Origin of the sequence: Rhizobium sp. BK313 (assembly GCF_014193655.1) — a bacterium.
Lineage (GTDB): Bacteria > Pseudomonadota > Alphaproteobacteria > Rhizobiales > Rhizobiaceae > Rhizobium.
In genome coordinates this window covers 675,237-690,956 of the sequence record NZ_JACHZQ010000004.1, presented here as the reverse complement: position 1 = coordinate 690,956, position 15,720 = coordinate 675,237, and the positions used below count along the sequence as shown (strand labels likewise).

13 protein-coding genes are annotated in these 15,720 nt (G+C 59.7%); 8 read left to right on the top strand and 5 right to left on the bottom strand.

The genetic code is table 11. The features are described from left to right. From FHT86_RS23435 to FHT86_RS23425, 3 genes are all read right to left on the bottom strand, one after another. Positions 1–299: dihydrodipicolinate synthase family protein (locus FHT86_RS23435; protein WP_133709842.1), on the bottom strand; the 299-nt coding region annotated here is incomplete at its 3' end. 18 nt (positions 300–317) lie between these two features. Then, complete coding sequence (locus FHT86_RS23430; protein ID WP_133709841.1) at positions 318–1,190, bottom strand: amidohydrolase family protein; 873 nt, start codon at positions 1,188–1,190, stop codon at positions 318–320. Then, positions 1,187–2,899: an IlvD/Edd family dehydratase gene (locus FHT86_RS23425; RefSeq protein WP_133709840.1), complete on the bottom strand. Its 1,713-nt coding sequence runs from the start codon at positions 2,897–2,899 to the stop codon at positions 1,187–1,189. Before FHT86_RS23425 ends, FHT86_RS23430 begins: the two co-directional genes overlap by 4 nt. A 225-nt stretch (positions 2,900–3,124) precedes the next feature. On the opposite strand from FHT86_RS23425, the gene FHT86_RS23420 reads away from it, so the two are divergent. Together FHT86_RS23420 and FHT86_RS23415 are read left to right on the top strand one after the other, a co-directional pair. Further along, positions 3,125–4,150: a Gfo/Idh/MocA family protein gene (locus FHT86_RS23420; RefSeq protein ID WP_133709839.1), complete on the top strand. Its 1,026-nt coding sequence runs from the start codon at positions 3,125–3,127 to the stop codon at positions 4,148–4,150. Positions 4,151–4,176: 26 nt separating this feature from the next. After that, positions 4,177–4,848, top strand: a complete 672-nt coding sequence (locus FHT86_RS23415; RefSeq protein WP_133709838.1) for a GntR family transcriptional regulator — start codon at positions 4,177–4,179, stop codon at positions 4,846–4,848. Positions 4,849–4,911: 63 nt separating this feature from the next. Here the strand turns inward: FHT86_RS23415 and FHT86_RS23410 are convergent, their stop codons facing one another. Continuing rightward, a complete protein-coding gene (locus FHT86_RS23410) occupies positions 4,912–6,540 on the bottom strand; it encodes a GH39 family glycosyl hydrolase (protein WP_133709837.1) in 1,629 nt (542 codons plus the stop codon). Between the two features lie 354 nt (positions 6,541–6,894). On the opposite strand from FHT86_RS23410, the gene FHT86_RS23405 reads away from it, so the two are divergent. From FHT86_RS23405 to FHT86_RS23385, 5 genes are all read left to right on the top strand, one after another. Beyond that, positions 6,895–8,796 (top strand): ABC transporter substrate-binding protein, encoded by a 1,902-nt coding sequence (locus tag FHT86_RS23405; RefSeq protein WP_133709836.1) that lies wholly within the window; start codon positions 6,895–6,897, stop codon positions 8,794–8,796. A gap of 67 nt (positions 8,797–8,863) precedes the next feature. Next, entirely contained in the window at positions 8,864–9,868 is a 1,005-nt protein-coding gene (locus tag FHT86_RS23400) for an ABC transporter permease (protein ID WP_133709835.1), read from the top strand. A 5-nt stretch (positions 9,869–9,873) separates the two neighbouring features. Continuing rightward, positions 9,874–10,731 (top strand): ABC transporter permease, encoded by an 858-nt coding sequence (locus FHT86_RS23395; RefSeq protein ID WP_133709834.1) that lies wholly within the window; start codon positions 9,874–9,876, stop codon positions 10,729–10,731. 16 nt (positions 10,732–10,747) lie between these two features. Beyond that, positions 10,748–11,770 (top strand): ABC transporter ATP-binding protein, encoded by a 1,023-nt coding sequence (locus FHT86_RS23390; RefSeq protein WP_409527615.1) that lies wholly within the window; start codon positions 10,748–10,750, stop codon positions 11,768–11,770. Beyond that, entirely contained in the window at positions 11,767–12,651 is an 885-nt protein-coding gene (locus FHT86_RS23385; protein WP_133709832.1) for an ABC transporter ATP-binding protein, read from the top strand. Before FHT86_RS23390 ends, FHT86_RS23385 begins: the two co-directional genes overlap by 4 nt. A gap of 696 nt (positions 12,652–13,347) precedes the next feature. Here the strand turns inward: FHT86_RS23385 and FHT86_RS23380 are convergent. Next, positions 13,348–13,890: a transcriptional regulator gene (locus tag FHT86_RS23380; RefSeq protein ID WP_133709831.1), complete on the bottom strand. Its 543-nt coding sequence runs from the start codon at positions 13,888–13,890 to the stop codon at positions 13,348–13,350. Positions 13,891–14,174: 284 nt separating this feature from the next. Here FHT86_RS23380 and FHT86_RS23375 point away from each other — a divergent pair, with 284 nt between their 5' ends. After that, positions 14,175–15,590, top strand: a complete 1,416-nt coding sequence (locus FHT86_RS23375) for a pyridoxal phosphate-dependent decarboxylase family protein (RefSeq protein WP_133709830.1) — start codon at positions 14,175–14,177, stop codon at positions 15,588–15,590. Positions 15,591–15,720 lie beyond the last annotated feature (130 nt).

Genomic DNA, 15,720 nt, shown 5'->3' with positions numbered 1-15,720 from the left:
TCCATCACCGCCTCGGCCAGTTCCTGCATCGGCGCAAGCCCCGGCGCGGAAACGCCGACGACGACCGGCAGACGGCCATTAAGCCGTTTCAGCACCCGCTCGACGACGGTGCGCGATTCCTCCGCCGTCAGCTTCGGCGCCTCCCCAAGCTGGCCGAGCACCGTCAGCCCGGTGACACCGACACTTTCATAGAAATCCACCATGCTGTCGATGCTGGCAAAGTCGAGCGCACCGTCCTCGCCAAACGGTGTTACGGCAATCACATAGACGCCCTTGGCGTCTTCCGTCAGTCTGGTCATGGTAAAGGCTCTCCCAGTTCAGCGGCTGAAGAACAGCATCTCGGCGTTTTCGATAAGGATTTTTCGGGCAGATGTGATGCCTGCAAAGGCATCCTGCATTTCGTCGATCAGGTCGGCATCGTCAGGCATGTCGCTCCAAAGCTCCGTATGGGGCCAGTCGCTGCCCCAGAGCAGCTTTTGCGGATGGCTATCCACAAGCGCCTTTACCACCTCGGCAAAACCCGCATGGCTGCGGTCGCGAGTCAGGCGATAGGGTGCTGTCAGCTTGATATAGCCGCCCGGAATATCAGCCAGCCGCTGCAGCGCCGGGACATGCTGTCGCCATGCGCCGTCTGCGAGCGGTATGAAGCCGAGATGATCAACAACGAAGGGGATGCCGAGACGCGGCAGACGTCCGGCAAGCTCGGGGATTTGCTCCGGGCTGATCTGCAGCTGCAGCGACCAGCCGAAGTCGCGCAAGCTTGTTGCGAGCGTTTCGGCGGCTGAAAGCGGCAGGCCACCCTTGTTGCGGGTATTTATGCGTATGCCGCGCACGCCGAGCCGGTCGAGGCGTGCGATCTCGTCGCGATTTGTTTGAGGGTCGATAACGACGATGCCCCGCAGGCGGTCCGGAAAGGAGACAAGGGCCTCGATCAGAACCTGATTGTCGAGACCGTAGACGCTTGGCTGAACCAGAACGCCCCGGCCGATGTTCAACCGGTCGGCAAAGACGGTCCAGTCGGCGAGCGTCGCAATATCGGGCGTATAGCTGCGCGGCGTATTAAGCGGTGCGTCGGCTCGGAAGACATGAAAATGCGTGTCGATCGTATCCGGCGGCAGGGCGTTCGCAGGAAGGCGCGTCAATGGTCGACGCGGCAGGCAAAGCGGAGCCTCGCGATCTAAAGAACTCATTTCGGCTCCAGTTCCTCATGCTGAAGGAAGTCGAAATCGAGGCCTTCGTCAGCCTGAAGCACGCGGGTGTGATAGAGCTTGGCATAGCCGCGTGGCGGTTCGGCCATGGAGGCGCTATCGAGTTCTGCCATACGCCGATCGAACTCGGACTGATCGATTGCGAGGTCTATTCTGCGTTCAGCGACGTTGAGACGGATGCGGTCACCTGTCCGGACGATTGCCAACGGTCCGCCGGCGGCGGCCTCCGGCGCGATGTGCAGCACGATGGTGCCGAAGGCAGTGCCGCTCATGCGGGCATCGGAGATGCGTACCATGTCTTTGATGCCCTGCCGGGCGAGCTTGCGTGGAATCGGCAGATAACCGGCTTCCGGCATGCCGGGCGCACCTTTTGGCCCTGCGTTGCGCAGGACAAGAATGTCGTCGGCGTTCACATCGAGGTCGTCACGGTCTATGCGCAGCGTCACGTCCTCGACGGAATCGAAGACCACCGCCCGCCCTTCGTGTTGCAGAAGGTTTTTGGAGGCCGCCGATTGCTTGATGACGGCGCCGCGGGGGGCAAGGTTGCCGTAAAGGACGGCAATCGTGCCCACAGGTTTCAGCGGTTTTTCGACCGTGCGAATGATGGTCTGGCCCGGCTCGACGGGCGCGCTATCCATCACCTCGCCAATCGTCTTGCCATAGACGGTGCGCTGGTTTCCGTCGATCTCGTGGCGCACGGCCTTGAGCAGCGTCTGCACGCCTCCAGCTTCATGGAACTGCTCCATATAGTGCTGGCCGGAAGGCTGAAGATCGACTAGCAGCGGGATGATCCGGCCGAGCCTGTCGAGTTCGGCCATGTCGAGACGCATGCCGAGCCGTCCAGCGATGGCTGCAAGATGCACGACCGCATTGGTCGAGCCCCCCATCGCCTGCAGCGCAACGAGGCCATTGCGCAATGCCTCCCGCGTCAGGATATCACTCACCGTCGGCGCATCCGGGTTCGCCGCAAGTCCGGCGGCGATGCGGCCGGTCTCTTCGGCCAGCCGGACCCGCTCGGATTCAGCGGCAGGCGCCGATCCCGCACGGGGCACGCAAAGACCCATCACTTCGGTCAGGTTCGCCATGGTGCTTGCCGTTCCCATCACCGTGCAGGTGCCGACTGAACTCGCAAGCTTGTTGTTGACGTCGGTGATCTCGGCTTCGTCGATTTCGCCGGCGCGAAAGCGCCCCCAGAAGCGGCGGCAATCGGTACAGGCGCCGAGCCGTTCGCCCTTGTGATGGCCGACGGCCATCGGCCCGGTCGGCAGGAAGATCGCCGGAATCTCACTGCTGGCCGCGGCCATGATCTGCGCCGGCAAGGTCTTGTCGCAGCCGCCGATGAGAATGACGGCATCCATTGGCTGGGCGCGGATCATCTCCTCGGTTTCCATCGCCATCAGATTGCGCAGGTACATCGAGGTTGGCGAAGCGAAGCTTTCATGGATGGAGATGGTCGGAAAGACCATCGGCATGGCGCCCGCGAGCATCACGCCGCGCTTGGCGGCTTCGATGAGTTGTGGGACGTTCCCGTGGCAGGGATTGAAATCGCTGTAGGTATTGGCGATCCCCACGATGGGGCGATCCAAGGCATCGTCCGAATAGCCCATTGCCTTGATGAAGGCTTTTCGCAGGAAAAGGGAGAAACCCTGATCGCCGTAACTCGTCAGCTTGCGACGAAGACCGTTCGACAAAATTGTTCCTCCCTGGTCCGTTGATCAACGGCAAGCCTAGTGGGATATGCAAGATTGTCAATAAAGAAGATGTGAACCAATGGCCATACACAACTATGCTGACCTTTCCGTTTTATCAAAAACCCAAGATAATTCGAGATATTTTTGATTTTTTCCTCGAGGCGCAGATTGGCTTTCGGAAAGAGAGTGGCTAAATTATCGATAAAATAGGATGGGAGTGGGTTCTTGGCGGAAGCAAAGCGAAGGCGGATAGGGGTTATCGGTGCAGGCTGGGTCGCCGACTATCACTTGCCGGCATGGATGAAACAGTCAGCGCGCGTGGAAGTCGTCGCCATTGCCGATCCCTCAATGGATGCCCGCGCGGCCAAGAGCAACGCTTTCGGCATTTCTCGCAGCTACGAGAGCGCGGAGGCCATGCTGGCGGCGGAAACGCTCGACGCCGTCGACATCTGCGCCCCGCGGGAAGTGCATATGGATCTCGTCCGGTTGGCAGCGGAGAAGGGCATCGATATTCTCTGCCAGAAACCGCTGGCGACGGACTACGATCAGGCCGTCGGCCTTGTTGCCGGGCTGCCATCCTCCATTCAGCTGATGGTGCACGAGAACTGGCGGTTTCGCGCCTATTATCGCAGCCTGAAGGCGTGGCTGGAGGAAGGCATAGCGGGCGATATCAGGCAGGTGCAGTTCGAATTTCTTTCAAGCGGCATGATCGCCGATGCGCAAGGAAACAGGCCGGCTCTCGTCCGCCAGCCGTTTTTCCGCAGGCAGCAGCGTCTGCTGGTCATGGAAGTTATGATCCATCATCTGGATACACTTCGCTACCTGCTCGGCGAGATGGAGGTAGTTGCCGCGCGGCTCGAACGCAGCAATGACGAGATCGTTGCCGAGGATGTCGCCGCTGTCGTTTTGCGCCGTCTGGACGACGGGGTGATCGTGACGGTAAATGCCAATCTCGCGGTGCACGGCGCGCCGCCGGCGCCGCGTGACCATCTGCGGATCTTCGGCACGCATGCAACGCTGGAGTTGGACGGAAGCCGTCTTTCGGCGAAAGGCCACGTCCAGCGCGTGGAGGAGTTCGAAGCAGATGCGGTCTATCAGGGCGCCTATGATGCCACGATTGCGCATTTTCTCGACGGATTGGACGGCCGTGTGGCGATGGAGACGGTGCCGGACGATAATCTGAAGACGCTGGCGCTGGTCGAGGACATCTATCGGCTGAGCCGGTTCGACCCCGAATGCAAACCACGATAGGATGGCCCGCAACCAGAGGATATGACATGCAGACGCTCGAAGAAAGCCGTGAAGACGAGATCGAACATGACGATTTGAGCATCGTGCGTGCGCTCGAGGAGGACATCATCTTCGGAAGGCTGGCGCCCGGCACCCGCCTGACCGAAGATACGCTGCTTGCTCGCTTCCACGTGACCCGCCACTTCGCCCGTCAGGCGCTCGTTCAGCTGGAGACGATGGGCGTCGTGGTGCGTGAGCGCAACAAAGGCGCTACGGTCCGCTCGCTGACGCCGCGACAGGTGCAGGAGATTTATGACGTGCGCGAACTGCTGCAGAGGCAGGCCGCACTCTGGATTCCCCTGCCGGCGCCAGACGCGCTGATCGCGGAATTGACCGCCCTGCACGAAGAGCACGGCCGGCACGTCGAATCCGGCTATCTGCGCGGCGTGCACGAGACGAACGACAGGTTCCACCTGACGCTCTTCGGCGCCTGCGGCAATTCCCATCTCGTGCAGTCGATAGAGTTCTACATGCGCCTCAGCCTGCCGGTGCGAGCGAATTCCATGTCGAGTAAGGAATCGCTGCAAATTTCGCACGAACATCACCGGCTGATGATCGAGATGCTGAAGGGCAGGGATAACTGGGTTCTGGCGCAGCTCTGCGTCGACCACCTGCAGCCGAGCAAGAAGCGCTATCTCGCTTATGTAAGCGAAAATTAAGGCCGCCGCGAAAAGAGGCAGGGAGCGCAATTTGGAGAATTGCGCTCCCTTTGCCCTGCCGTCTCACCAGTCCAGGCGCAGGAGAGACACGCCCTGACGCGGCAGGGAGAAGCGCAGATCGATTTTGCCTTCCTTGACGAACACCGATGCCTTGCTGTCGATCTCCGCGAGCTTTCCGGAGGCCTCGAGCTTGGCGTAATCGACGCCCTGGGGATCCTCTGGTTTGCCCATAGCCTTCCAGAGGCGGAAGGAGTTGGAATGCTCCTCGTCCATCCGGAAGTGCTTCAGCGAGGCCGGTCTGTTACCCCAGCCGTCGACGAAGAGGCTGACCTCGGCGGCGGGACCGGCCGTATCGTCGTCATGATAGTGCCAGACGAGAACCGAGACGCCCTTGTCGTCGCGGGTCGCCACGACGTTGACGTCAGGCTTGTCGCGAACGCCGTGGCTCATGATGTCCTCGATATCGCGGCGATAGTCGCTTTCCGATTCCAGCCATTCGCCGCCGAGCTTGCCCAGCATGCGAAAGCCGTTCAGCACCGCCTTGTCGATGCCGTTGGTGGCCAGATCCCGGAAGCCGTCGAAATAGGGCTGGTCGTCGAAGAGGAAGGCCCAGGTCACTGCACCCTCGATCTCGATGTTGGCGCGTCGCGACAATTCGTAGGTGCGGATCATGCTTTCCACGACATAGACGCCGTAGAGCGGGCCGTTGCGATAGCCGTTCTGCGGGTGAACGCGGGCCGAGCAGGCCGCGCAGCCCTCAGGATCCGATTCGCCGATGATGACGGGCAAGTGCCGGAGCTCAGGGAATTCGTTGATAATCGCGAGATTGGTCTCGATGTCGCGCAGCTGCTTGTGCAGGCCCATGCGCACATGGCCATCGTAGATGACGGGATTTCCCTTGGCGTGGAAAGCGATGAAATCGAGCGGTGGCTTTTTTTCGACGACGTGGCGCAGGAACGCACGCAGGAAGGTCTGCGCCTTCTCATTGGCAAAGGCGCCGCAGGTGTGCGGGCCGCCGACGCGCGCTTTCGGCAGGGCGCGCTTCACGGCGCGGGCGCTGGCGTCGTACATGGCGCAGAATTCAGGGATCGTGCCGGTCCAGTAATGGCCGTCGGGCTCGTTCCAGACTTCCCAGGGCCAGGACGACACCACGTCCTCGCCATAGCGGTCGGCAAGGTGGCGCGCCCATGCCTCGATCAGGTCGGCCCACTTCTTCAGGTCCTTCGGTGGTGCGGTCCAGCCGGTGGTGATTGTCGCGTATTTATCAGCCGGCTCCCAATGATGCTTGTAGGGGCCGTCGAAATCGGAAAGCGCTTCCGGCGTGAAGCCGATCTGGATCAGCGGCACGTTGCCGGCTTCGACATAGGCGTCGAAGATCTGGTCGATGATCGTCCAGTCGTAGACGGGATTGCCGTTGGCATCCTCCGTATAAGCGTTGGTCGAGCCCCATTTCAGCGCCGGTTTACCGTCGCCGCTCGTCAGCAAATTATGTGCGCGAATGCGCGGTGCGACGGGGCTGAGCTCGGTCAACTCCTTCAAGAGCTTCTTGCCGTGCGGGGAATATGTGTAGTTTGGCTCATCATAACCGAACCAGTTCCACAGCGGCCTGTATGGCCCCGTCGACCTGCCGGCGTGAACGTTGATGGTCACGTCATAGGAACTCGTCATCATCTTTTCCTCTTGAACGGTCATGCCTCAGCCTCCTCCCGAAGGCCGACCGACCAAATTTGTGACGAAACGCGGCCGTCTTGGGAGGGCGCCGCGCTCGCCGCAAAAGCTAAGCGAAAAGACCATTTTGTCAATAATATAAAAAGCCACACTTGTACGACGATTAAAAAACGCCGGAAATTCTGATAGTTTGTGGCATTTTGAAAATTACCTGTTGCCGTTCTGTGAAAAATTGTCGATAACTGCTGCGGCGAAGCTGAGTGTCTGGAGGAGTCATATGGGCCTCTGCGCCCCTATGCAGTCACTTTTGCCGCAACGCGATCGGTAACGGATTATGGGAAGCGCCCGCCTTGGTGGGCCGAGGAGGAGGAGCGTCCGATGAAGTTCCCTAGATTTGCAGTGGTTGCCCTATTGTCTCTCGTCGCTCTCCCTGCTTTCGCGCAGGATTTCATTGCGGGCATACCGCGCAACGAGACCCTCATCATCCAGGGCACGCCGCAGCAGAATGCCGACTGGTTCAATGTTTGGGCACCGGGCGGCGGTGCCGCAGCCAATCTTAACGGCCTGCAGCAGCTGACGACCGACACGCTGTGGTTCATCAACCCGGAAGGCGGCCCGAATGCCTGGCAGAACGCACTGGCCAGCGAACCTCCCGCCTATAATGCCGATTTCACGCAGATGACCGTGAAGCTGCGCAAGGGCATCTACTGGAGCGATGGCGTCGAATTCACCAGCGACGATGTCGTCTATACCGTGCAGACGCAGATCGACCATCCCGGCATGGCCTGGAGCGCGCCTTTCACCGTCAATGTCGCCAGCATGGAGAACCCCGATCCGCAGACGGTGATCTTCCATCTGAAAAAGCCGAATTCGCGCTTCCATACGCTGTTTACCGTGCGCTGGAACGCCGCCTGGATCATGCCGAAGCACGTTTTCGAGAAGGCAGGCGATCCGCTATCATTTAAGTACAATCCGCCGGTCTCGCTCGGCGCCTATGTGCTGCAAAGTTATGACAAGGGCGGCAACTGGACCATCTGGAAACTGCGCGACGACTGGCAGCGCACCTCGATCGGCATGGCCGCCAAGGAGCCGCCGCAGGTGAAGTATGTCGTCTATCGTGCCGCCGGAAATCCCGAGGCGCGCGTCATCGAGCAGCGCAATCACAATCTCGACGTCATCAACGACATGGCGCCTGAGGGCATGTTCTCCATGATGCGCGACAGCAAGAGTGTCGCCGCCTGGCTGAAGGGCTTCCCCTTCGCGCATCCCGATCCGACCTTGCCCTCGGTGCTTTTCAACACCAAGAAGGCACCCTTCGACAATAAGGATGTTCGCTGGGCTTTGGCCCTTCTGATCGATATCCGAGAAGTGGCGCTCGGCTCCTATCGCGGCGCGGCCAATCTTGCAGCTCTTGCCACGCCGCCGACGGGTTCCGCCCCGGACGACTATTACGCGCCGATGCAGGACTGGCTGACGAATTTCGAGCTGGATACCGGTTCCCGCAAGATCAAGCCCTACGATCCGAATATCTCAGGCCAGATCGCCAATATGGTACGCGGCCAATGGGGCGATCAGATCCCGACCGATCCTGCCAAATTGAAGCGCACATTCGGCTTCGGTTGGTGGAAACAGGACGTTCAGGCTGCAACCGAATTGCTGCAAAAGGCGGGCTTCAAGAAGAGTGGCCGTCAGTGGATGAAGCCTGATGGCACGCCCTTTACGATCCGCCTGCAGGTGGAAGGCGATGCCATCCCGACGCTTGCCCGCGCCGGTACCGTCATCGCCCAGCAATGGACGCAGAACGGCATTGCCACGAAGGTCGATGTCGCCGGCCCGACGAACGGGCAGCGTCTCAGCACCGGCGATTTCGAGACGGCGATCTATTGGAGCATCGAGACTTGGGGTGGCCACCCGGATCTCTCCTTCTTTCTGGACAGCTACCATTCGGAATTCATCAAGCCCGTCGGCCAGATCCAGCCGCCGCGAAACCTGCAGCGTTGGCAAGATCCGCGCCTCGACCAGTTGATTGAGCGCAACCGTTCTATCGCCTTCGATTCTCCGGAAGTCACCAAGGTTGGCCAGGACTTCCTGAAGCTTGCGGTGGAAGAGATGCCGATGATCCCGCTGATGGCCTACAACAAGTTCGCGCCGTTCGACACGACTTATTGGACGAACTTTCCCAGCGCGGATAACCCGTATTCGGCCTCGGGCCCCAACTGGTCGAACATTCGCTACATGGTTGTCGGCCTGAAGGCGAATCCGGACGCGCCGAAAACTTGATCGGGGCAATGTCGAGGGAGCAGCCGGTCGCCGGCTGTTCCCGTTCCGCTATTGAAGGGTCGACGTCATGAACGGCTTTCTCATCTATGTGGCGAAACGCTTCCTGCAGTTTCTCTTTGTCGTGTTTACCGGCATCACACTTGCCTTCCTGATTGCGCATTTCTCGCCGGTCGATCCGATCGAGCAGACGGTATCGCTACTAACGAGCTTCGGTTCGACCGATCCTCAGGCGGTCGAAATTTTGAGACAATCGCTACGTGAGCTCTACGGAACCGGCGGACCGCTACTGGAACAGTATTTCACTTTCTGGGGCCGCGTCCTGACCGGCGATTTCGGCCCGTCCCTTTCATCCTTCCCGACCCCCGTCATGACGGTCATCGGCCGGGCGCTGCCCTGGACGGTCGGGCTCCTGACGCTTGCGACGATCATCTCCTGGATCATCGGCAACACGCTCGGCGCTCTTGCAGGTTATTTCCGCAGCAACAAGCTGCTGAAGATCGCAGGCGTCGTCATCATGGCGTTGCAGCCGATCCCGACCTACATTATCGGTCTCAGCCTCGTGATCCTCTTCGGCTTCGTCTGGCCGATCCTGCCGATCAGCGACGGCGCACAGGTCAATCTCGCTCCCGCCTTCAGCTGGGCCTTTATCAGCTCGGTGATCGAACACGGCATCCTGCCCGCTCTCACTTTGGTGCTCGTCGGCGTCGGTGGCTGGTTCATCTCGATGCGCTCGCTTGTTTCCAACATCGTGACCGATGATCACGTCGTCTATGCCGAGCTCGCTGGCGTGCGCTCGCGCAGCGTATTTTCGCAGTATGTCGCGCGCAACGCCATGCTGCCGCAGGTGACGGGCCTTGCCCTCAGTCTCGGCAACGTCTTTGGCGGCGCGGTCATCGTTGAATTCGTCTTCAATTATCCCGGGATCGGCAAGTTGCTGATCTCCGGAATCTATTCCGGCGACTACAGCCTGGTGCTCGGCGTTACGACCATCGCCATCATTGCCGTCGCTTCCGCGGTTTTCGTGATCGACATCCTCTATCCGCTGATCGATCCTCGCGTGAAACTGGGATAATCGCGATGTTGAAAATTCTCAGAGACCTGCTGCGCTACAACAAGGAATTCCTTCTCGGAACCATCCTGATCTCTATCATTCTCGCGTTGATCGTGGCGTCCTTCTTCTCGCCCTACGACGAAAACGCCATCTATGTCGTCTCGCCCGACATGCCGCCCTCGGCCGAGTTCTGGCTCGGCACCACGTCGCGCGGTCAGGAGGTTTTTTGGCAGATCGCTGCCTCCATGCGCAACACGCTGTTCTTCGGCATCATCGTCGCCTTCGTCAGCCGCATCATCGCGATCGCGGTCGGGCTGATCTCCGGCTATGTCGGCGGCCGAACCGACCAGATCATCATGGCGGTTAACGATACGCTCGGCGCCTTGCCGAACATTCCGATCCTGCTGCTCCTGGTTTTCGTGCTCCGCGACCAGATGACGTGGTTCATGCTGGCGATCACGGCAGCACTTCTCGGATGGACGCATGACAGCCGCTTGATCCGCTCCGTGGCCTTGTCGCTTCGCCAGCGCGAATTCACCCGGCACGCCGTTTTCTCCGGCATGCGCACGCCTCAGATCCTCATCCGCGAACATCTGCCCTATGTCATGCCGATCGTCTTCTTCACGACGATGAACAACCTGATCTGGGCGATCGGCCTCGAGGTGACGCTCTCCGTGCTCGGGTTTTCCGATATCAACCGGCCGACGATCGGCGGGATGATCTACTGGGCGAACGCCCATTCCGCCATGGTATCGGGCGTCTGGTGGTGGGTCGCTTTCCCGATGCTCTTCGTTGTGATCCTATTCCTCGGCCTGTTCATGCTTGCCATGTCGGTGAACGAGTATATCGACCCTCGCTCGCGTCTCGCACGCATGGGAGCCTGAGGAGATGCAGAACCCGATGAGGACGCAGCCTTTGACCCTCGCCGAAAACTCCTTGGACGCGCTGACGATCGACGGGCTGAAATGCTATTACGTCAACGACTATTTCGGAGTGCGGCGAGAAATCCGTGCGGTCGACGACATCAGCCTGACCATCCGCAAAAACGAGATCTACGGCATTGCCGGCGAATCCTCGAGCGGCAAGACGTCGCTGATCAAGACGCTTGCCGGCGCCATCCGCCCTCCGATGCGCGTCATCGGCGGGTCGGTGAAGTTCAATTTCGCGGGCGAAACCATCGATGTGTATGCAGAGCCAAGCAAGATGAAGGCGGCGCGCTGGCGCCATCTTTCCTACATCATGCAGGGCTCGATGAATGTGCTGAATCCGGTGCGGCGGATAAAGCATTCTTTCGGGGATTTTGCCTTCCGCCACATGCATCTCGATCCCGCAGCCTTTCGCCAGCGAACCGAGGCGCATCTTGCGCGCCTGCATCTCGATCCCAGCGTGCTCGAAGCCTTTCCGCACCAGCTTTCAGGCGGTATGCGCCAGCGCCTGACGATCGCGCTCGCTACCGTCTGTGAGCCGGAATTCATTATCGCCGACGAACCGACAACGGCGCTTGACGTGCTCGTCCAGCAGGATGTGCTGGCACTGATCAAGGAAGTGCAGACGCGTCTTCAGTCTTCCGTCGTTTTTGTCACGCACGACATGTCCGTACACGCCGCCATCACCGATCGGCTCGCCATCATGTATGCCGGGCGGCTCGCGGAGGAGGGGCCGACGCAGGCGATCTTCGACAATCCCCAGCACCCCTATACCGTCCACCTGATCGGCAGCCTGCCGCGCATCGGCGACCTCTCGACGCGAAGAAGTCTCAAGGGCAAGCCGCCAGCCCTTTCAAATCCACCTTCGGGATGCCGTTTCCATCCACGGTGTCCAATCGCAATCGACAGATGCGCGCGCGAAGTGCCGGCGATGCTACCGAGCGCCACGGGGGGCCGTGTCGCATGCTTCCGGGCCGGGGAGTACAAGATCCAATGAGCAGCCAGGCTTTGCTTGAACTCGACCATGTCACCAAGCTCTTTCCGATCGGCGGTTTCTTCTCCCGCGAGACGATGAAGGCGGTCGACGATGTCAGTTTTGCCCTCAGCGCCGACAAGCCGGAAATATTCACGATCGTCGGCGAATCCGGTTCCGGCAAATCCACTCTGGCGAAAATGATCCTTGGCAGCGAGAAGGCCGACCGGGGGTGCGTTCGTTTCGACGGTGCCGATGTGAAGGATGTGCGCTCGCGCAACGATCGCGAGGCTTTCATGGCGAAGGTCCAGCCGGTCTTTCAAAATCCGTTCGAAGCCTTCAATCCGCTGACCCGGATCGATGAGTACTTATTGGCCACTGCCTATCGCTTTAAGGGTGCGAAAAGCCGGGCCGAAAAGGAGGCGCTCGCCGACGTCGCGCTCCAGCGCGTTGGTCTTTCCATGGCGGAGATAAAGGGACGGTTCTCCCACGAACTTTCCGGCGGCCAGCTCCAGCGCGTTGCGGTCGCGCGCGCTCTGATACCCGAGCCGAAGCTGATCGTCGCCGACGAACCGGTATCGATGGTCGACGCATCGCTTCGCATGTCGATCGTCAATCTCTTCCGCGACCTGCGCGATGCTCTCAATGTCTCGATCGTCTACATCACCCATGATCTTGCAACCGCCTACTACATTTCCGACCGTGTGATCATCATGCGCAAGGGCGTGGTCGTGGAAAGCGGGAATGCCAGAGAGGTACTGGAAAATCCCGGGCAGGCCTATTCGATCGCGCTGAAGAATGCAGTTCTGCCACCCGATCCGCGCGAGGCATCGGCAATCATCCGGCTGCGGCAACAGAATGCGGCGACAGACAAGGCTGACACCCGGTCGCAGGCTGTTCGATAGCGTTGGCTCACGCCCATAAATCGGGGTTACACGATCGACCTATCGTCTAATAACGCGTGGTCGGTTCGAATCTCTTCAGGGCAACCGGCGAATTTCTCAATTGTCAAAAGGGCGGCTCGTAAGTCTGACAATTGTAGAGGCGGCAGTTTTTGTCTTTTGCCGGCACCCAATCGTCAGTGGCCACGTCGCCCGGGTTGCAATAGCTACTATCGCGAACATAGCGGTCATATAATGTTCCGGACGCGCGCGTTCCGGGATGCGTCAGAATGACAGCCCCCTGACTGTTGATAATCTGTCGCAACGCCGTACAGGTTCGACTGGTGGAACTAATGCGCGAGATTGCTGAGGCAGGAGAGGCAGTCGCGGCGACAATACCCAAAACGAGAATTGCACTTGCAGCGCATGATATTGAGCTGTGCATTGAAGATCCCCTCGTGTTTGCTAGGGAATATAACCATTTCTGTAGCGTTGAGTTCCAATGGTTGGCACACTCGTCGCCTGTCGCCTTCGGCGGAAGGTACACCAAGCCCGTTGGTAGGTTGCTGAGCTGAGTGTGCGACGATTTCGCTACCGCTCATTGGGAAAGCTCGACATGAAAGGGACGCGGCGCGCCCGGCGTCACCTGTTCGATATCGACCGCATCCCTGCACCAAGGCCGAAAGATCGCCAAGCGCTCGGTTAAGCAATACTAGAGGGTCATCTCGAGGCCACACGTTTTGCCGCTGCCTCGCGAACCATGTTCCACCGATCGAGCTCGAGTAGTGCGTCAGGCAGCGCGCGATGGGCCGGCGAGCTCGTGGGTTCGCTCTCCTTGATGATCTGGTCGACGAGGCCCGATATCTCCAACTCGGAGTACTTCGTTCCCATGGATTCTCGGGCCACGGCAAGAAACGCATCATCGGACTTGTTGAGCCTGAGGGCATGCCGTGACATCCCTGCCGCGCGCAGCAAGACACTCAGCCACTTCCCATCCCAACTAGGGGCGCTGGCGTAAAGTTCGCGACCGGACAAGACATCAATCATCTCTCTGGCTATCTGCTCTGCTGGCGCGCCTTCAGTTTCGAGGAGCTCTCGTGAGATGCCATGGATCGCTTCGGCTTCGCATGACCAATCTGTCCAATCGGCAACAGGTCTGATCAAGGAGGAACGCGAACGGCCATCCTCAAACACCCACGCGACCTCGATGGGAAAGCTTTTCTTGCCGAGAGACGAGGCCTCAAAATCAAGGAATACGATCATAAACCAACCGGTACCAATTCACTGTCGATAGCTCTTTTCAGATAGATCCGCGGGCCCGTAAATATAGGCCCGCTTGCCTTCAAGGATTCAAGACATTCATTCAGTGCAAGCAGAGGACGCCCGCACCTTGCCCAGAACGTTATACTGAATGTCGCCGCGACCGCGACATTAGCGAGGCGACAACATATTATAAGAATGTTCTTATATGAACGTTCAGCGGATGTAGCTGAGCGGGGGACATCTCGCCCGGTTCCGACGACCGCGCGTTTGCTTCGGGGGAAACCATGGATACGAGGAAGCTGTTTATGGACGCGGCGCGGCATGCCGCGCATTTCCGGCAAGCAACCGGCAATCGCGCTCATCATCCATTGCGAGACTATGCGGCATCGGTCGCCGAGTTTTCGGAGGATCTTCCCGAAAAACCTTTGCCGGCGCCCGATGTCCTCGAGCATCTGGTGGAGACGGCAGAGCCAGGCCTCCATTTGATGACCGGTCCTCGCTTCATGGGATGGGTGATCGGCGGCTCGCATCCCGTAGGTGTAGCGGCGGACTTCCTCACCAGTGCGTGGGGGCAAAACGCGGGCAATCACATAGCGACCCCCTCGGCGGCTGCGGCGGAGAAAGTGTCGGCCGGATGGCTGCTCGAATTGCTCCATCTTCCGTCGGAATGTTCGGTGGGTTTTGTCACTGGCGCGACAGTGGCCAATTTCACATGCCTTGCCGCAGCACGTGGCCAAGTTCTTCGAGCTGCAGGCTGGGACGCCGACGCTGATGGGCTCTTTGGAGCGCCACCGATCACGGTTCTAATCGGAGACGATGCCCACACGACGGTGTTTTCCGTTCTTCAATTTTTGGGGCTGGGCCACGACCGGGTGGTCAGGATGAGAACCGACGACCAGGGAAGCGTAACCAAGTCGGCGTTCTCCGAAGCGATCGCGGCGGTCGCGGGTCCTTGCATCGTGATCTTGCAGGCGGGGCAAATCAATACGGGTGCCTTCGACGATTTTGCGGGGATCATTCCCATGGCAAAGAGCAGGAAAGCATGGGTGCATGTGGACGGCGCATTTGGTCTTTGGGCGCAGGCATCTTCGAGAAGGCGTCATCTGAGTTTCGGCGTCGAGCAGGCAGATAGCTGGGCGACGGATGGACACAAGTGGCTTCAGACCCCCTACGACAGTGGATATGCGATTGTCAGGAACGAAATTGCACACCGCCAGGCAATGACCATTGCGGCAAGCTATCTGCCCCTGGCAGTCGAAGGTGAGCGCGATCCGTCGCACTACGTCCCCGAACTATCGCGGAGAGCCCGTGGCTTTGCCACCTGGGCGATGATCAAGCATCTGGGACGAGAAGGCATTCAAGCTCTCGTCGACGGCGCTTGTGACGCGGCCGTTGCAATCGCGGCTCCATTGGCCGTCGAACCAGGCATCGCCGTCATCAATGACATGGTGCTCAATCAGGCCATCGTCCGGTTCGGCGACGACCTTGCAGCTGAGCGCGGCGATATTCTGACAAGTCAGATCATTGCCGCGCTGCAGCGCGACGGGACCATTTTCGTCGGCGGAGCGACGTGGCGAGGAAGGCAGGTCATGCGGATTTCCGTCTGCAACTATCAGACTGATTGCCACCAGGCCTCCATCGTCTCCGACGCTATCTTGCGCACCTATCGGGACGAGCGAACGAGCTTGTCACGGAACTAGCTTTTTGACCGCGTGTGGGAGTCCGAAGCTACGTTCGCCTGGGCTGGACGGGGCCGGCATCGCAATTCCCGTTGTCGACAGGTCCGGCGCGCCAGCGACAGCACCTCGTGCACCTGCAGTATCAATCAGA